This window comes from Pseudomonadota bacterium (assembly GCA_010028905.1).
GTDB lineage: Bacteria > Vulcanimicrobiota > Xenobia > RGZZ01 > RGZZ01 > RGZZ01.
Genome location: RGZZ01000053.1, coordinates 1 through 17,228 on the forward strand (window position 1 = coordinate 1; position 17,228 = coordinate 17,228).

Annotated in this window: 21 protein-coding genes and 1 tRNA gene; 10 read left to right on the forward strand and 12 right to left on the reverse strand. The window is 66.8% G+C overall.

Annotation, left to right across the window (positions count from 1 at the left end; all coding sequences use genetic code 11):
* The 9 genes from EB084_06075 to EB084_06115 all read right to left on the reverse strand — a co-directional run.
* Nucleotides 1–270: hypothetical protein (locus tag EB084_06075; protein NDD27820.1), on the reverse strand; the 270-nt coding region annotated here is incomplete at its 3' end.
* Nucleotides 271–316: 46 nt separating this feature from the next.
* Nucleotides 317–1,747: an aldehyde dehydrogenase EutE gene (locus EB084_06080; GenBank protein ID NDD27821.1), complete on the reverse strand. Its 1,431-nt coding sequence runs from the start codon at nucleotides 1,745–1,747 to the stop codon at nucleotides 317–319.
* A 37-nt stretch (nucleotides 1,748–1,784) separates the two neighbouring features.
* A complete protein-coding gene (locus tag EB084_06085; GenBank protein NDD27822.1) occupies nucleotides 1,785–2,096 on the reverse strand; it encodes an ethanolamine utilization protein EutN in 312 nt (103 codons plus the stop codon).
* Nucleotides 2,097–2,125: 29 nt separating this feature from the next.
* Nucleotides 2,126–2,884 carry a hypothetical protein gene (locus tag EB084_06090; protein NDD27823.1) on the reverse strand — a complete coding sequence of 253 codons (759 nt, stop codon included), beginning with the start codon at nucleotides 2,882–2,884 and terminating at the stop codon, nucleotides 2,126–2,128.
* Nucleotides 2,885–2,912: 28 nt separating this feature from the next.
* A complete protein-coding gene (gene eutM, locus EB084_06095; GenBank protein ID NDD27824.1) occupies nucleotides 2,913–3,194 on the reverse strand; it encodes an ethanolamine utilization microcompartment protein EutM in 282 nt (93 codons plus the stop codon).
* A gap of 191 nt (nucleotides 3,195–3,385) precedes the next feature.
* Nucleotides 3,386–4,303: a GTPase Era gene (locus EB084_06100; protein ID NDD27825.1), complete on the reverse strand. Its 918-nt coding sequence runs from the start codon at nucleotides 4,301–4,303 to the stop codon at nucleotides 3,386–3,388.
* Nucleotides 4,297–5,115, reverse strand: coding sequence for a serine hydrolase (locus EB084_06105; GenBank protein NDD27826.1), 819 nt, complete (start codon nucleotides 5,113–5,115; stop codon nucleotides 4,297–4,299). The genes EB084_06100 and EB084_06105 overlap by 7 nt, the downstream gene beginning before the upstream one ends.
* Nucleotides 5,115–6,035, reverse strand: a complete 921-nt coding sequence (locus tag EB084_06110; GenBank protein ID NDD27827.1) for a DUF4436 domain-containing protein — start codon at nucleotides 6,033–6,035, stop codon at nucleotides 5,115–5,117. Before EB084_06110 ends, EB084_06105 begins: the two co-directional genes overlap by 1 nt.
* 57 nt (nucleotides 6,036–6,092) lie before the next feature.
* Nucleotides 6,093–6,167: transfer RNA gene (locus EB084_06115), tRNA-Met, on the reverse strand.
* A gap of 107 nt (nucleotides 6,168–6,274) precedes the next feature.
* On the opposite strand from EB084_06115, the gene EB084_06120 reads away from it, so the two are divergent.
* From EB084_06120 to EB084_06165, 10 genes are all read left to right on the forward strand, one after another.
* Nucleotides 6,275–7,594, forward strand: coding sequence for a homoserine dehydrogenase (locus EB084_06120; protein ID NDD27828.1), 1,320 nt, complete (start codon nucleotides 6,275–6,277; stop codon nucleotides 7,592–7,594).
* 26 nt (nucleotides 7,595–7,620) lie between these two features.
* The gene (gene thrB, locus EB084_06125; protein ID NDD27829.1) at nucleotides 7,621–8,544 is read left to right on the forward strand and encodes a homoserine kinase; all 924 of its coding nucleotides are present in this window, start codon (nucleotides 7,621–7,623) and stop codon (nucleotides 8,542–8,544) included.
* Nucleotides 8,519–9,982: a tRNA lysidine(34) synthetase TilS gene (gene tilS, locus EB084_06130; GenBank protein NDD27830.1), complete on the forward strand. Its 1,464-nt coding sequence runs from the start codon at nucleotides 8,519–8,521 to the stop codon at nucleotides 9,980–9,982. Before thrB ends, tilS begins: the two co-directional genes overlap by 26 nt.
* Before the next feature lie 5 nt (nucleotides 9,983–9,987).
* Nucleotides 9,988–10,536, forward strand: a complete 549-nt coding sequence (hpt, locus tag EB084_06135; GenBank protein NDD27831.1) for a hypoxanthine phosphoribosyltransferase — start codon at nucleotides 9,988–9,990, stop codon at nucleotides 10,534–10,536.
* A gap of 166 nt (nucleotides 10,537–10,702) precedes the next feature.
* The gene (locus tag EB084_06140; GenBank protein NDD27832.1) at nucleotides 10,703–12,586 is read left to right on the forward strand and encodes an ATP-dependent metallopeptidase FtsH/Yme1/Tma family protein; all 1,884 of its coding nucleotides are present in this window, start codon (nucleotides 10,703–10,705) and stop codon (nucleotides 12,584–12,586) included.
* Complete coding sequence (locus EB084_06145; protein NDD27833.1) at nucleotides 12,583–12,936, forward strand: hypothetical protein; 354 nt, start codon at nucleotides 12,583–12,585, stop codon at nucleotides 12,934–12,936. Before EB084_06140 ends, EB084_06145 begins: the two co-directional genes overlap by 4 nt.
* A 155-nt stretch (nucleotides 12,937–13,091) precedes the next feature.
* Nucleotides 13,092–13,376 (forward strand): hypothetical protein, encoded by a 285-nt coding sequence (locus tag EB084_06150; protein ID NDD27834.1) that lies wholly within the window; start codon nucleotides 13,092–13,094, stop codon nucleotides 13,374–13,376.
* 11 nt (nucleotides 13,377–13,387) lie between these two features.
* Nucleotides 13,388–13,924, forward strand: a complete 537-nt coding sequence (gene hpt, locus EB084_06155) for a hypoxanthine phosphoribosyltransferase (protein NDD27835.1) — start codon at nucleotides 13,388–13,390, stop codon at nucleotides 13,922–13,924.
* Nucleotides 13,921–14,619: a hypothetical protein gene (locus EB084_06160; protein NDD27836.1), complete on the forward strand. Its 699-nt coding sequence runs from the start codon at nucleotides 13,921–13,923 to the stop codon at nucleotides 14,617–14,619. Before hpt (EB084_06155) ends, EB084_06160 begins: the two co-directional genes overlap by 4 nt.
* A gap of 120 nt (nucleotides 14,620–14,739) precedes the next feature.
* Entirely contained in the window at nucleotides 14,740–15,984 is a 1,245-nt protein-coding gene (locus EB084_06165) for an adenylosuccinate synthase (GenBank protein NDD27837.1), read from the forward strand.
* A gap of 26 nt (nucleotides 15,985–16,010) precedes the next feature.
* On the opposite strand, the gene def is transcribed toward EB084_06165, so the two are convergent.
* The 3 genes from def to EB084_06180 are packed head-to-tail and all read right to left on the reverse strand — an operon-like array spanning nucleotide 16,011 to nucleotide 17,224.
* Complete coding sequence (gene def / locus EB084_06170) at nucleotides 16,011–16,523, reverse strand: peptide deformylase (GenBank protein ID NDD27838.1); 513 nt, start codon at nucleotides 16,521–16,523, stop codon at nucleotides 16,011–16,013.
* Nucleotides 16,524–16,525: 2 nt separating this feature from the next.
* Nucleotides 16,526–17,068 (reverse strand): amino acid-binding protein, encoded by a 543-nt coding sequence (locus tag EB084_06175; GenBank protein NDD27839.1) that lies wholly within the window; start codon nucleotides 17,066–17,068, stop codon nucleotides 16,526–16,528.
* A gap of 45 nt (nucleotides 17,069–17,113) precedes the next feature.
* Nucleotides 17,114–17,224, reverse strand: coding sequence for a hypothetical protein (locus EB084_06180; GenBank protein ID NDD27840.1), 111 nt, complete (start codon nucleotides 17,222–17,224; stop codon nucleotides 17,114–17,116).
* Nucleotides 17,225–17,228 lie beyond the last annotated feature (4 nt).

Genomic DNA, 17,228 nt, shown 5'->3' on the forward strand with positions numbered 1-17,228 from the left:
CGCGCCTGGACGAAGCACGGTCACCCAGGGGTGCAGGTACCAGAAGTACAGCGGGGGGTGGACCTCTCCGAGCGAACGCATGCGCCCGAAGATCTCGAGCAGCGGTGGCTGCGCGTCGAGAACGCTCACGCCGTCATCGACACCGAGGGAGAGCCGCCCGCCGGGAAGCCAGCGGAGCGCGACCGCGACGGCTGCGAGGAGAGCGGGCACAAGCCAGCGACGCGCACCTGAGGGGGCGTCGTGTGCCTCGTCTCCTCGAGCTCCTGTCATGACGACGTCGCTGCTCGGGGGGGAGACGAGTCTCGCGGATGCATCACTAGACGATCTTGAAGTAGTCGACGAGCGTGCAGCGACGCGGTCGCGTGAAGGTGACGGCAGAGGTGGGGCCCTCACCGGTGGTTCCCGCGATGGTCATGGTGGTAAAGCCCTCGCCACCGAATCCGAGCGACGAATAGTTCGGGCCGTTCTTCACGAACAACGTGCATGCGACCGCCGCGGCCATGGTCGACAGGTTCTCGAGATTCCTCGAGTACATGACCGCGGTGTGGTTGTAGCCGTGCTCGGCCTGTATGGCCGCCTCGATCGCGTCGCGCACGTCACGCACCCGCACCATGGGGAAGACCGGCATGAGCTGCTCGGTCTGGACGAGGGGATGATCGGCGTTCACCTCTGCCACCAGGAGCCGCGTCTCGGACGGAACATCGAGACCCGCGGCTTTCGCGATGACCGCCGCGTTCTTGCCCACGAGATCCTTGTTCACGACGGCGCGGGTCTGTCCGGCCGCGAGCGGCGGGAAGACCGCGCGCATCACGAGATCGAGCTCACGTGGCGTGAGCTCGTGGCAGTGGTTGCTCTTCATGCGAGAGCGCAGATCGTTGAAGACGCGATCGACGACGAACGCCTCCTTCTCGCACGTGCACATGATGTTGTTGTCGAATGACGACCCGTTCACGATCTCGCGGGCGGCGAGGTCGAGATCGGCGGTCTCGTCGACCACCACGGGTGGATTCCCCGGGCCCGCGCAGATGGCGCGCTTGCCAGACTTGAGCGCCGCCTTCACCACCGCTCCTCCGCCGGTGACCACGAGCGTGCGGATGCCCGGATGGGCCATCAGCGCATTGCTCGTGTCGAGGTTCGGCTCGCGCACGCTGGTGAGCAGGGTGGGAGGGCCACCCGCCTTCGCGATGGCCTCGTTGAGCATGTCGATGGCCCGCAGGCAGACCCGCTTCGCCGAAGGGTGCGGATTGAAGACGATGCCGTTGCCGGCCGACACCATGCTGATCGAGTTGTTGATGATGGTGGCGCCGGGGTTGGTGGAGGGCGTGATGGAGCCGATGACGCCAAAGGGCGCGCGCTCCACCAGGGTGAGCCCGCGGTCGCCCGTGAAGACCGTCGACTCGAGATCTTCCGGCCCGGGCGTCTTCGTGGCCTGCAGGATGTTCTTGCGAACCTTGTCTTCTGGACGGCCAAGCCCTGTCTCGGCGTGCGCCATGTCTGCGAGCAGCTGGGCGTTGTCGAGCGCGGTCTGCCGCATCGCCTGCACGATGGCCTTGCGCGTCTCGAGGGAGAGACCGATGAGCTGCTTCTGTGACGAAGAGGCCGCGTCCAGGCATGCGTCGATGGTGTCGTAGATGCCGCGTGACCGCATCGCCGACGACGAAGAGGGCGTTGCGGCCGCAGGCTCCGCAGCGTAGCGGCGCAGCACCTCTTCAACGATGCGCTTGACCTCAGAGCGATCGATGCTCATCTCGAGCTCCTCTCAGTGGGAAAGGCGACACGGGCGATCATGCGGGGGTCGCCTGGCCATCCTTGCGGTAGACGAGAACGCCTTGCGTCTCGATGGTGTCGAGAATGCCCATGATGGACGCATCGGTGGGCGTGTTCACGGTTCGCGAGGTCTGGCGTGCCGAGCTCCCGCTGCAGATCATCACGATCTCGCCCTGTCCTGCGCCCACCGTGTCGACCGCCACGAGCGGCTTGCCCTCGTTCGAGAGATCGGTGAGCGACACCGGCTGCACGATGAGCAGCTTGGTGCCCTCCATGCGGTGGTCCTTGGCGGTGCAGACCACGGTTCCTATGACTCTTGCGGCAATCACCTGCGTGTGGCTCTCCTCGCTCGCATCGTTCAACCCACCACGATGTCGACACCGGCGGCCTGGGCGACCTCTCGGGCGAGCGGCGTGATGATGGTCTGGGGTGCCACCTCGATGGTGGATGCCCCGCTGCGCAGCACGCGTTCGACGTCGTCGGCCGTGAGCACGTCTCGGCCGCTCGCAGCGGTCGGCGAAGCCGTGCGCGGCGCGCCTGCCACGGCCATCTCGTCGGGCAGGCGCCCGCTCTCCGCGAGGCGGATGCCCATTCCCGCGGCGGCCGCGACATAGGCGTTGAGGCGCTCGACCAGGCCTTTCGGGAGACGGGCCGCACGCGACGTGAGACGATGCACGTCATCTGCGCCCGCCAGCACGGGAACCCCTTCGGCAATCGCCGCCGTGAGTGCGGCGCTTGCGGGAGTGAATCCCAGGAGGTTCACCGCCGAGGCGAGCTCACGAACAGCGAGGTTGGGCACCAGAACGAGCCTGGCCTGGGCCAGCAATGGCTCCCAGGCGGGGGGCGCGTCGACGATGCGAACGCGACCGTCGGCTGTCGCGGCGTGCGCGATTCGGGTGCGTGGCCACAGCGCGGAAGGCACCAGCGAGACCGCGCACCCCGCGGCAAGCGCCGTTCGGATGTGCGCGGCAAGCTGATCGCCCCCCCGCTCCCCTTCCCCCATGACGATCACGGTCTGGGGAAGGGCAGCGTGAACCGATCCAGCGCTGTGCCCAGCCCGCTCGAGCTGCGCGAGCACCAGCTCGGTGATCTCGTCGATCAGCCCTTCGAGGTCCATGGCTCAGCCAGCGGCGTCGAAGGAGGTGCTACTTCGCCGCGGCCTTGGTCTGGGGAGGCGCGATGGGCAGAACCTCATCGAGATCGCGATGCGGCCGCGGAATCACATGCACGGCCACAAGCTCACCGACCTTGCGCGCGGCGGCGGCGCCCGCGTCGGTGGCGGCACGCACGGCGGCCACGTCACCCCGCACCAGGGCGGTCACGAGACCGGCGCCGATCTTCTCGTATCCGATGAGCTTCACGTTCGCGGCCTTCACCATTGCGTCGGACGCTTCAATCATTGCGACCAGTCCTCGGGTCTCGATCATCCCGAGGGCTTCGTAGTTGACCATGGAGCACCTCACTCAGTCTTCGTGGGCGTTGCAGGCAGAGCACGCATGCGCTCTGCAGGCGAAGCGAGTTGGGCATTCTACGGGGCCTCCCGAACTCCTCTCAGCCGCAGCCAAACGCGCACCACGAGGCCGACCCGAGGACGTCGCAGCGGGCTCAGCGCTACGCCTCAGACGTCGAAGCCCCAGGCCCGAAGAACGTCCGGGCGCTCGCGCCAGTCTTCCTTGACCTTGACCCAGAGATCGACGAAGTACGGCACGTCGAACACCGCCTGGAGATCGCGTCGCGCCATCTGACCGATGCGCTTCAGGCGCTCACCGCCCTTGCCCACGACGATGGCCTTCTGCGACTCGCGCTCGACGTAGATGATGGCACGCACATAGCGCGTTCCTGGAGCCTTCCCCTCGCGCGCTTCCTCGACCTCGACCGCGATGGCGTGCGGGATCTCCTGGCGCGTCTCGATCAGGGCCTTCTCGCGGATGATCTCGGCGGCTCTCGTCGACTCATCCTGATCGGTTCGCACATCCGGCGGGAAGAGCATGGGACCCTCCGGCAGGAGCGCGGCGATGGCGGCCTCGAGCGCGGGCACGCCGCGGCCGGTCACGGCGCTGACGATGTGCTCCGCGGCGAAACGACCCAGGGCACGATACGCGGCCAGGTGCTGCTCGACGGCGTCATCGTCGACCAGATCGCACTTGTTGGCCACGAGCAGAACGGGGAGCTCGACCTTCTCGACCCCTTTGAAGAGATAGCTCGCCGCCTCGATGTCGTCGACATGCGGCGTCTGCGAGATGTCGGCCACGAAGAGCACGAGATCGCCGCCTCGGCTCTCCTCGCGCACCACGTTGAGCATGGCCTTGTTCAGCGCGCTCTTGCCGCGATGGAAGCCCGGCGTGTCGACGAAGACGATCTGATGCTCGGGCGTGGTGCGCACCCCGAAGATGCGCCCTCGCGTGGTCTGCGGCCTTGGCGAGGTGACGGCGATCTTCTCGCGCACGATGGCGTTCACGAGCGTAGACTTGCCCGCGTTCGGGCGCCCGATCACCGCCACCATGCCACTGACAAAGCCATCCGGTGGTGTCAGCATGCCGATCCGGCGAATCCGCCGTGCTCCATCTCTTCATACAGGTCGTGAGACAGCGACGCGATGGCCCGATCACCGGCGATCACATCGGCGAGGTCCCACGTGAGACACGAGAGCACGTAGGGTCGAGCGGCGTACACGATGGCCACGTCGTGGCGGGTGTGCGAGATCTCGCCGGTCTTGTGCGCCACCTCGAGGCTCTCGGGCAGCAGCAGCGGTATCTTCTCACGGTACTGCTGGCGCTTCAAGATGCCGATGACCTCGGCGGTCGAAGAAGGCGACAGCAGCTCGCCGCGATGAAGCCGCGCAAGACAGACGGCCATGTCGCGCGCGGTGGTGAAGTTCTTGGCGTGGAGCGCATTCGGATCGATCATGAACTTGCGCCCCAGCACCGAGTCGGCCATGCCAATGTCGCGCATGCGCGCGTTGACCGCGTCGAAGCCAAGGCGATCGATGAGCAGGTTCGACGCCGTGTTGTCACTCACCACGGTCATCAGCCTGCCGAGGTCGCGCCACGAGGGTTGCAGCCCCGCGTGCATCTCGAGCAGCACGCCCGCGCCTCCGACCTTGTCAGCGTCTCGCAGCACCGTGACCGCGTCGAGATCGATTTCGCCGGCATCAGCGCGGGCGTAGAGCTCGATGAGGATGGGCACCTTCACCACGCTCGCGGCAGGCCGCACGACGTCATCGTGAACCCCTGCCCGAAGGCCGCTGCCCAGATCGACGACGTGACAGGCCAGCCGCCCACTGCTGGCCGCCTCGGCGCGAGACGCGCGCGAGGCAAGCCAGTCGTGCAGCTGCGGTCGGGCGTCCATCACTTGGCCGGACGGGCCAGCCAGACACCGAGCATGACGACGAGGCAGACGCCGACGATGCCCTGGGCCCAGAACACGCAGACGAAGTCCGGCCAGGCACCGATGGGCGGTACCATGGGCTGCAGGTTGCGTATCGCGGGGAACGCGAACAGCATCGCCGCGAAGAAGGTCATCATGCCGAACTCGAACTTGCGCCCGCGCAGCCACACGGCGAGGGTGAGAACAATGATCGTGGCGGCGATGCTCCAGATGAGGACGATGACGAAGATCGAGAATCCCCGCACGGTGCTGCTGCGCTCGATCTCGAGATTGGCGCTCTCGAACCCCGGCGTCTTCTTGTCCTTGGCTGCCGTGGCATCCGCAAACTTGAAGGTGTAGCCGGGGGTGGAGGTCTCGAAGGTCATGCCGACGGGAATGAAGACCTCCTCATCGTCGTCGCGGGTCTCCCCCTTCTTGATGTACGAGACGTCGACGTAGAGCTCAGCCTTGTGCTTGTCGTAGGGATACTCGAGCGCCTCTCCTCCGAAGAGGGCGAGCGTGACGTCGATGGGCGACAGACGGGTGCCCTTCTTGTAGGTGTCCATCTGCTTGCCCTTGACGCTGTTGACGCTGACGATGAGGTCACGCTTGAGCGAGTAGCCGTCTTCCATGAGCAGCTCTTCATCGCACTCGAGCTCGAGGCGGGCGGTGAGCTCTCCCTTCACCGGGTCGACGCCGGTCACGGTGAACTTGCCGTCGATGCTGGGGGACTCGAGGTTCTTGAAGTCGATCATGACGCTCGACTTCTTCTCTGCCTCCTGATGGAACGAAACCAGAACCGAGGTGTAGGTGCGCGCGAAGAGCGCGACGATAATCAAGCCCAGCACGACCTCGACGATGCGTCGAACCGTGGACGGACCGTTGCTCTCCTGATCAGCCATGGCCAGCGGAATCCCCCGTCTCAGAAATCAAAAACCGCGCTCGAGCGCGGTTCTCTGTGGTACCGGCGGACGGAATCGAACCATCGACCCAGGGCTTATGAGTCCCTTGCTCTACCGCTGAGCTACGCCGGCATATGTTACGCCGTTAGAGTATACTGGCTCAGCCTCGCTTGTCAACCCTTCAGTGGCGTCCCCGGAGGAGTTGCGCGAGAGGGGCGAGAAGCGAGTCAGCCGCGCCGATGACGGCGCTCGAAAGGGTGCGGGACGTGAAGCCGCCGAGAGAACTCTGCATCGGCCTGCTGGGGCTGGGAACCGTGGGCGCGGGCGTGTATCGCATGATCGAGGAGCGAGCTGACCGCGTCGCCGCACAGACCGGTGTGCGCCCGCGCGTGAAGCGCATCCTCGTGAACGACCGCAAGAAGGCGCGCCCTGGCATCGACCCGTCCCTCTTCGCCGATCGCTTCGATGACATCGTGGCCGATCCGGAGATCGCGCTCGTGGTCGAGGTGATGGGCGGCCTCGAGCCGGCACGCGCATACGCCCTTGCGAGCATGGCGGCCGGAAAACATCTCGTGACCGCCAACAAGGCGCTGCTGGCCACGCACGGCGAGGAGCTCTACAAAGAAGCGCGCAAGCGCCGCGTCGATCTGCTGTTCGAAGCCGCGGTTGCAGGCGGCATCCCCATCATCCGCGCCCTGCAAGAGTCTCTCGGCGGCGATCGGGTGGTGCGCATGCAAGGCATCATCAACGGAACCACAAACTACATCATCACCCGCATGACGCGAGACGGCCTCGGGTTCGACGAGGCGCTTCGCATGGCGCAGGACGAAGGCTACGCGGAAGCCGATCCGAGCAGCGATGTCGACGGTCTCGACGCCGCCTACAAGCTGGCGGTGCTCTCCTCGATCGGCTTCCACGCAAGGGTCGGGGTGAGCGATGTGGCCTGCGAGGGCATCCGCGCGCTCCACCGAGAGGACATCGCGCACGCGCGCGACCTCGGCCTCACCGTCAAGCTGATCGCGGAGGGGCTCGACAAGGGCGACGCCCTCGAGCTGTCGGTGATGCCCACGCTCATCCCGCTCACCCATCCGCTGGCCAGTGTCTCCGACGCATTCAATGCCGTGCTGGTCGAGGGCGAGTGGTCGGGCGAGCTCATGTTCTATGGCCAGGGGGCAGGGCGACGTCCCACGGCCAGCGCCGTCATCGCCGACGTGGTGCGGGTTCTCAAGGATGTGCGCGCCCGTCGGGTCACCGAAGCGCCCGGCACGCATCGAGCGCGCCGCGCCGTTCGGCGGCTCGACGATCGGTCGACACGCTTCTACCTGCGGCTGCAGGTCGCCGACGAACCCGGCGTTCTGGCCACCGTCGCCACCATCCTCGCGCGCGAGGGAATCAGCCTGCAATCGGTCATTCAGAAGGGGCACAGCGGCGACGACAGGGTGGAGGTCATCTTCCTCACCCACGACGCGCTGGAGAAGCGCATGCAGCGCGCCCTCGATCGGCTTCGCAACCTGGAGGCGGTGCGTCACGTGGCGGCCGTGTTGAGGGTGCGGGCGTGACGCTTCCCGAGTCGAGGACCTGAGACTTGCCCTCCGCCATCATCCGCGTGCCCGCCACCTCGGCAAACCTGGGTCCCGGCTTCGACTGCCTGGGCCTGGCCCTGGCCATGCACAACGAGGTCCGGCTGGAGTGGGGCGACCACGTGCATGAGACCCACGTCACCATCGGTGGCGAGGGGGCGTGCGAGATCAGTGACGAAGACAACGCCACGCTCTTGAGCCTGCGGCTGGGGCTGAGTGCCCTCAACCTCCCACCCGCGCCCGTTCGCCTCGCGCAGGAGAACCGCATCCCCCTGGCCCGCGGCCTGGGCTCGAGCGCCGCAGCCATCGTGGCGGGACTCGTCGCCGCCCGTCTCATGGCCGGACGCGACCCCCTCGACCGGCCCTGGCTGCTGCACAACGCCATGCTCATCGAGCCCCATCCGGACAACATCGCCGCGGCCATCTACGGAGGCCTCACCGCCTCGCTGCTCATCGATGAGGCGTCGGTGCGCTGCCTGCCCCTGGGCCGGCCACGCGGGCTGCGCGTGGCCTTCGCGGTTCCGTCTTACCGTGTGTCGACCCGGGAAGCGCGGGCCGTCCTGCCGCAGCAGTACTCCCGCGAGGACGTCATCTTCTCCGCGTCGCGCGCCGCCATTCTCGTGGGCGCGCTGATGAGCCGCTCGCACGACCTGCTCGACGAGGCGGTTCGCGACCGCATCCACACCCCCGCCCGCGCAAAGCTCATCGACGAGTGGGGGCGGGTCTCGGAAGCGGCGGCGAATGCGGGCGCCGACGGCGTGTTCATCAGCGGCTCCGGACCCACCGTGGGCGCGTTCGTTCGCGGCGGCGCCAGCGACGCAAGGCGGGTTGCGCGCGCCATGACCCTGGCCTTTGCAAGCGGAGGCGTGAAGGCGAAACCGCTCTGGCCCGAGATCGCGGCGCGTGGTGTCGAGGTCGAGACCCATTGACGTGACCCTGCCGGCGCACGCCGAGGCCCGGGTGCGGCGCCACGTGGCCGCGCACGACCTGCTGCCCCGCGGCTCCACGATCATCTGCGCAGTCTCCGGCGGCGCCGACTCGCTGTCGCTCCTGGCGTGGCTGGAGGCGCGGCGCGAGTCTCTCGGCATCTCGCTTCACGCAGCCCATGTGCATCACGGCATCGCGGAGGCGCGCTCCGACGAGGCCGCAACAGCGGTTCGAGCGCTCTGCCAGGCCCACGGCATTCCGCTGCACGAGCACCACGTCGATGTACCCGCGCTGGCGCAGCAGTGGCGCACCGGCGTGGAAGACGCCGGCCGAAGGGCGCGCCAGGCCTGGTTCCGCTCCCTGGCACGCCGGCTCGACGCGCGCGTGGCCACCGGACACACCGCCGACGATCAAGCGGAGACAGTGCTCATGCGGGCGCTGCGCGGAAGCGGCCCCCGAGGCCTGGCAGGCATCCGCGCGCGTCTGGGCGCCCCCCCGTGGCTTGTGCGCCCCTTCCTGCCGCTGCGGCGGAGCGAGACCCGATCGATGGCGCGCTCGGCGGGCCTCCCCGTGGTGGACGACCCCACCAACGACGACCCCGGCTACGGCACGCGAAACCAGATCCGGCTCTCGCTCATCCCCCTGCTCGAGCAGCGCTTCAACCCGAACGTCGTGGGCGCGCTGTGCCGCCTTGCCGAGGCCGCTGCGGGGGAGTCGAGCGCGCTGCGTGCCGTGACAGCGAGACTGGCCCGCCGCCTCGTGCAGGAAGGCCAGCCCCGCGTCGTCTCCAGCCGCCTCGCGCGGCTCCCACGGGGGCTGCGCGTGTCGGTCCTTGGCAAGGCGCTGGCCAGGATCGCACCGAGACGCGGGGACGCGCGCGACCTCGCCCGACTCGATGACCTGATGCGAGGCGCCATCGGACGCCGCACGCGAGCCGCCGGTGTAAACGCGCAACGCACGACGCGCGGTGTGGAGCTCGGTGACCCGCCTCTGGGCCGCCCCCACGCCCTCGGCGAAGGCGCTCCTCTCCCCGTTCCAGGCGAGGTCCGCATCGCGGGATGGGTGGTGCGCGCCTCGCTCGTGCAGCACGCCCCTGCGCCGTGCGCGCGCCGCGACCTCTCACCCCAGGGCTATCGCTGGGCCATGCAGACGCCCTGGCGCGCGGCGATCACCGTCCCGAGCGCAGGGCTGCGCGTCCGCGGTCGCCGCGCGGGCGATCGATGGCATCCATCGAGAGGATCAGGGTCGCGCAAGTTGAAAGCCACGCTCAACGCGTGGGCTGTTCCCGAGGCGGAGCGAGATGCCGTGCCCATCGTGACCGTGGAAGACACCATCGCCTGCGTCGCCGGCTGGGGCCCGGATGCCCACCACGCGACGCACGGATCGGAGACCGCCGCGATCATGCTCGAGTTCACGTTCGAAGAAAGAGAGCAAGCCTGACCATCGTGCTCAACGACATCGAAGAGATCCTCTACACCGAAGAACAGATCGCAACCCGCGTCCGCGCCCTGGGCGCCCAGATCTCGACCGACTACCAGGCGCTCGGCCCAGACGATCTAATCCTCGTGGCCGTGCTTCGCGGCGCCGCGGTCTTCCTTGCCGACCTCTCCAGGAACATCGCGCCTTCGACGGTCGTCGAGTTCATGGTTGTCGAGAAGATCAAGAAGAGCGACGGCAACGCCGAGGTCAAGATCATCAAGGACCTCGACATCTCCATCACAGGTCGCCACGTGCTGGTGGTCGAGGACATCATCGACGAGGGCGAGACGCTCCGCTTCCTGCTCGATGCACTTCGGCTTCGCGAACCCGCTTCGCTGAAGGTCGTCACCGTCTTCGACAAGCCGAGCGGCCGCAAGACCGAGATCGCCGCCGACTACGTGGGCTTCGAAGTTCCAGGAGCCTGGGTGGTGGGGTACGGTCTCGACTACCGTCAGCAGTACCGGAACCTGCCGGTCCTGGGGGTCCTGAAGAAGGAGATCCTCACCGGCTCCTGAAGCCGCACTGGCCTCAGCAACACGTTCAGACCCTGGTCTCTTGAAGGAATTGCAATTCCTGATGGGGAAGCAAGCGCCCGCCTCCTGTCACGGGGGCGGGAGCCCGTCACGCACTACCGTGGGCCAGAAGCCCACCGAACAGGAGCCTTCCGCCGTGGGCAAGCTCATGCGCCCGATCATCACCTGGATCATCATCCTGCTCGCCACCTTCGGCCTGGTGAAGGCGCTCATGCCGAACGCCGGCGTCTCTGACACCATTCCGTACAGCAAGTTCGAGCAGGAGCTCGACAAGGACAACATCCTGTCGGTCACGCTGGCGAACGGCGAGATCAAGGGCGAATACAAGACCCCGCAGGGCTCGCGATTCAAGACCTACTACGGCTTCCATACCGACCAGGCGTTGCAGGAAAGCCTCAAGAACAAGAACGTGCAGGTGACGTTCCAACAGGTCTCCGACACGCCGTGGTGGTACGTGGTGGTCAACTTCCTCCCCTACCTGCTCCTGTTCGGCTTCTTCATCCTGATCATGCGCCAGGCCCAGTCTGGCGGCAGCCAGGCCTTCTCGTTCGGGCGCAGCCGCGCCAAGCTCATGAGCGACAACCGGACCAAGGTGACGTTCGACGACGTGGCCGGTGTCGAAGAGGCCAAGGAAGAGCTCAAGGAGGTCGTCGACTTCCTCAAGTATCCGAAGAAGTACCAGTCGCTCGGCGCGCGCATCCCGAAGGGCGTCCTGCTGCTCGGCGGTCCCGGCACCGGCAAGACCCTTCTCGGCCGCGCCATCGCCGGCGAAGCGGGAGTGCCCTTCTACTACATCAGCGGCTCCGACTTCGTCGAGATGTTCGTGGGCGTCGGTGCGTCGCGCGTTCGCGACCTGTTCGAGCAGGCCAAGAAGACCGCCCCCTGCATCGTGTTCGTCGACGAGATCGACGCCGTGGGGCGCCAGCGTGGCGCGGGCCTGGGCGGCGGACACGACGAGCGCGAGCAGACCCTGAACCAGCTCCTGGTCGAGATGGATGGCTTCGAGGCCAACAACGGCGTGATCGTGCTCGCTGCCACCAACCGGCCAGACGTGCTCGACCCCGCGCTCCTCCGTCCGGGACGATTCGATCGGCACGTGAGCGTCGACAAGCCCGACGTTGCGGGGCGACGAGCCATTCTCAAGGTCCACAGCCGGGGCAAGCCCCTCGCCGAGGAGATCGACCTCGAGATCCTCGCCCGTCGCACCCCGGGCTTCTCGGGCGCCGATCTCGAGAACCTGCTCAACGAGGCTGCGCTTCTCGCCGCACGTTCGAACAAGAACGCGGTCGAGATGGACGACTGCGAGGAAGCCATCGACCGCGTGCTGATGGGGCCGGAGAAGAAGAGCCGGCTCATGAGCGACCGCGAGAAGGAGATCACCGCCTATCACGAAGCCGGTCACGCCCTTGTCGCAAAGCTCATCCCCGAGTGCGACCCGGTGCGCAAGGTGACGATCCTGCCCCGCGGCATGGCCCTGGGCGTTACGTGGTCGATGCCGGACGAAGACAAGTACAACCGCTCCCGCGCCGAGCTGGAGGCCTACCTGGCGCACTGCCTGGGAGGACGCGTGGCCGAGGAGATCGTGTTCAACGAGATCACCACCGGTGCCGCCAACGACATCGAGAAGGCCACCGACATCGCCCGCAGCATGGTGACGAAGTACGGCATGAGCGACCGCCTCGGCCCGCTCACCTTCGGCAAGAAGTCGGAACAGGTCTTCCTGGGCCGCGACCTGCACGAAGACCGCAACTACTCCGATGAGATCGCCAACCAGATCGACCAGGAGGTCAGGCGCCTCGTCGAGCGCGCGCACCAGCGCGCACGCGACCTCCTCACCCACAACCGCACGGTGCTCGAGAGCATCGTGGCCGAGCTGCTCGAGAAAGAGGTGGTCGACGGCGACGACCTCTCGCGCATCATCTCGCAGCACGGCGGCGGCGAACGTGGAAGCGAGACGGCGAGCGCCGAGACCACTGCTGCGCCCGGAACCACCGACGACGTGAAACCAGTGAAGGGAAGGCACCAGATTTGAAGCATGTGAGCCCTGCCGCCTCGACACCGGAAGCCCCTTCCATGACCGCGCGACCGAAGCCACGCGTGAACCCGCGTGAGCGGTCTTTCGTGCGGGGCCTTCTCTTCGGCATCAACGTGGTCGCGACGCTCTCGCTCGCGGCCATCCTCACCCTGCTCTACCTGATGCCAGACCGCCTGGCCCAGTACCAGATGAACGCGCAGATGGCCCAGATGGTGACGTTGCAGATCGTCTCGCTGCTGCTGCTGGTTGCCTGGCTCCAGCGCAACCTCTCGGCCACCTGGCGCGCCTTCACCCTGGGAGCGGCATTCGTGGTGCTCGCCGAATCGTGGCTGGTGGCGCTGACCTGACCGCGGCCCCCTCGTCTCTCCCCCGGAACGAAGAGCGCAGGCGCGGCGACGACACGACGTCGAGGCGCGCGTTCGCCCATCAGAGCGAGCGCGATTTTGCGCGCATCCTCGACTTCTACGGCATCCGGTGGCTCTACGAGCCCCACTCGTTCCCTTTGCAATGGGCCGATGATGGGCGCGTCATCGAGAGCTTCACGCCCGACTTCTATCTCGTCGACCTCGACCTCTTCATCGAGCTCACAACCCTCAAGCAGAGCCTCGTCACCCGGAAGAACCGCAAGCTGCGCCGACTCAAGACCCTCTATCCCGGACTGAACATCAAGATCTTCTATGGCAGGGATTATCGGATGCTTGCCGTTAAATATGGCATGCATCCGCAGCCATCGTCCTCCGAGGGACGAGCGTGCCCATCCTCGGCGGAGCTTCAAGGAGACGCATGACCCCTGCTCTCATGTCCGACGTGAAATCGGTCCTCTTCGATACCGACGTGCTGGCAAGGCGCATACGCGAGCTCGGTCAGCAGATCACCGAAGACTACCGAGGCAAGGATCTGATCCTGCTCTGCGTGCTGAAGGGCTCGCTCTTCTTCACGGCAGACCTCATGCGTCACATCGCGCTTCCCCTCACCGTCGACTTCATCGCAAGCTCGAGCTACGGCGAATCGACCCGCACGAGCGGCGTGGTGCGCATCCTCAAAGACCTCGAGGAATCCGTGGAGAACCGTCACATCCTCATCGTCGAGGACATCGTCGACACCGGCCTCACCCTGGGGTACCTCATCCGCACCCTGAAGCTGCGCCAACCCGCGTCCATTCGAACCTGCACCCTGCTCGACAAACCGGTTCGCCGCATCCTCGAGGTACCGGTCGACTACCGCGGCTTCGAGGTGGGCGATCACTTCGTGGTGGGCTACGGGCTCGACTACGCGAGTCGCTACCGCACGCTGCCCGCGGTGTGCGTGCTGAAAGACGAGATCTACGCATCATGATCCAGATCTATCCGCTCTTCCGGCTTCAGCAGCTCGACAGCCGCATCGCGTCCCTCGAGCACCAGCTCGGCGCCGCCGAAGGCAACGCCGAGATCGAGAAGAAGATCCGCATCCGCGAGCGCAAGCTGGGCGAGCTCGATACCCAGCGCCAGGGGCTTCGCACGAAGCTCAAAGACACCGAGCTGCGTCTTGCAACCGTCGAGAGCCACATCCGCGACATCGAGAAGAAGCTCTACTCAGGCAGCACCGTGAACAGCAAGGAGCTGGCCGGATACAGCCAGGAGCTCGAGCTGCTCAAGAAGCAGAAAGGCGACCTCGAAGACACGGTGCTCGCCCTCATGGAACAGGTCGAGAGCACCGCCGCTGAAGCAGCCGCGGTGCAAGCCCGCCTCGAGAAGGCCCGCAAGGAGCTCGGTGAGCACCACGACAAGGTCGGGTCATCGAAACGAGAGACCGAGGCCCAGCTGACCCAGGTTCGCGAGAAGCGCACGGAGCAGGCCACCGAGATCGAGGAGGGCCTGCTCGCCCGATACGATCGCATCCGGGCCCGCAAGGAAGGCATCGGCATCGTGCGCATCGAGAGCGGCGCCTGCGGCGAGTGCGGGGCACGCATCACCGATGCGGTGAAGCGGCGGGTGCAGGAGCGCCACCTCGAGCTCTGTCCGTACTGCGAGCGCATCCTCTACACCGACTGACCGACGCGGCACGTGCGACCTGCGCTCCAAGAGAGCGCGGCACGCGAGCGAGCGGCCCATCACAAGTGCGCGGCCCCCTGAGGCCCGTGGAAGGACCCCCTGTTGAGCACCCCCCCGCCCCTGCACCAGAACACCCTCATCCTCGGCGCCCAGTGGGGCGATGAGGGGAAGGGCAAGATCACCCACTGGCTGGCCCAGCGCGCGCGCGTGGTTGCCCGCTACGCCGGCGGCAACAATGCCGGCCACACCGTGGTGTTCGGAGGCGAGACGTACAAGCTGCACCAGATCCCCTCGGGCATCTTCCACCCGGGCGTGACGTGCATCCTGGGAAACGGCATGGTCATCGACCCCCAGGTGCTCCTCGAGGAGATGGACAGCCTGACGACCCGCGGGGTCGCTCTCGACGGGCTTCGCATCAGCCTGCTCGCCCACCTCATCCTCCCCTACCATCGCTGGCTCGACGGCCGCTCTGAAGACCGGCTTGGCGCGCGGAGCATCGGCACGACCCGCCGGGGAATCGGCCCCGCGTACGCCGACAAGATCTCGCGCACGGGCATCCGCATGATCGACCTCCTCGACCCGCAGGCGCTGCGCAGCCGTCTCGAGCTCAGCTTCAGCGAGAAGGCGCACGCGCTCACAGGGTCAGGGCTCGAGCTCGAAGCCGTGCACACGCAGCTCCTGGCCCACGCCGAACGGCTGCGTCCCTATCTGGCAGACACCTCGGCCCTGCTGTGCGAGCATCACCGCAAAGGCGACCGCATCCTGTTCGAAGGGGCCCAGGGCGCCCTCCTCGACATCGACCTGGGAACCTATCCATACGTCACCTCGAGCAACGCAGGTCCCGGCTACGCGGGCGCCGGGCTGGGGGTTCCCCCGCGGGCAATCGAACGGGTCCTCGGCGTGGCCAAGGCCTACGCCACTCGGGTGGGCGCGGGCCCCTTCCCCACCGAGCTGCAAGACGCCACAGGCGAGCGCATGCGTCAGGCGGGAGGCGAGTTCGGCACGACCACCGGACGTCCGAGGCGCTGCGGCTGGATCGACCTGGTGGCGCTGCGCACGGTGTGTCGCATTCACGGCGTCGACGCCCTCGCGCTGACCAAGCTTGACGTTCTCGATGGCTTCGAACAGATTCGCGCGGCCACGGCCTACCGGCTCGATGGCACGCTTCTGCAAGAGATTCCGCTCTCTTCCGACGCGTTCGAGCGCTGCGAGCCGGTCTACGAAGACCTCGAGGGGTGGGCGCAGCTGCCGAGCGCCGCCCGCGCCTACGTTCGACGCATCGAAGCCGTCGTCGGCGTACCGGTCGAGATCGTCTCCGTCGGACCGGAAGATACGGCCACAATCGTCAGCGCCCCCTCGTCCTGAGCCCCGCAGACGGTAGGCAGCCCCTGCTATGTCGGCAGGGGCACGCTCTTCGGAACGCCCTTGCGGCGAAAGACGTCGGTCTTGAGCGAGGCCACCCGATCGAGGAACAGCAGGCCATCGAGATGATCGCACTCGTGCTGTATCGCAATGGCTTCGAGCTCGTCGGTGTCGAGCTCGAAGGGCTGGCCGTGCTCATCGAGCGCGCGCACCCTGACGCGATAGCCCCGCAGCACGTTCGCCGTGAAGTCGGGGATGGACATGCAGCCTTCACGAAAGATGCGCTTGTCTGAGACCTCGAGGATCTCGGGGTTCACGAAGATGCGCGCCGGCCGCTCCGGAAACCGCTGACTCACATCGATGAGCACCACACGACGCATCTCCCCGATCTGCGGGGCGGCAATGCCGACACCGGGGCGCGACGCGAGGGTGTCGCGCAGATCGGCCACCAGGGCAGCAAGAGAATCTCCGAGGTCTGTGACAGGTGCGCTCACCTGCTTGAGCCGCGGATCAGGATAGACGAGAACCTCGCGAACGGCCATGGCTAGAGCTCGACCGTCTCCATGCGGTTCACCGTGATCTCGACCTGCAGCTCACGCGCGAGAGACGCCATGCTCTCCTTGAAGCCCGCGGCGTCTGCCGCGGCGGGCAGGTCGACCTCGAACACGAGCAGGTACAGAGGGCTGCGCCCGTCTGACGACGAGCAATGGGTGACCACGTCGGTGATGTTGACCTGCAGCTGCTCGAGGAGCGCTGCCACGCGGTAGACAATGCCCGGCTTGTCGGCTCCGTAGAGCGAGATGATGTAGGGCGAGCCCCCAGACGCCGAGGGCGGTCTCGACTCGGCTTCGCTGAGTGTCTTCACCTGTATGCTCAAGCCATCAACCGACGCGAACGCCTCTTCGAGCGCCGCGACGCGGTCGGCCTCGATGCGCGCAATCACGAGAACGGCGAAGGCGCCGCCCAACCGGGTCATGGCGGAGTCTTCGAGATTGCCGCCCATCTGGTACAGCACGCGGGTCACGGTGGCCACGATGCCGGGCCTGTCCTCGCCCGAGGCGCTGACAAGGATGCTCACCATGCTCACAAAGCGTTCCTCCTGACGTCTTCGTTGACGCACTGCCGGGGGGCGTCAGAGCCCCTTTCCGGGACGATGCGATTTCTCCGTCACGGTGATCTCCACCTCGCGACGTGCTGGGTTCCACTCGACCGCCGCTCCCAGCGCCTGACTCACGAAGCGCAACGGA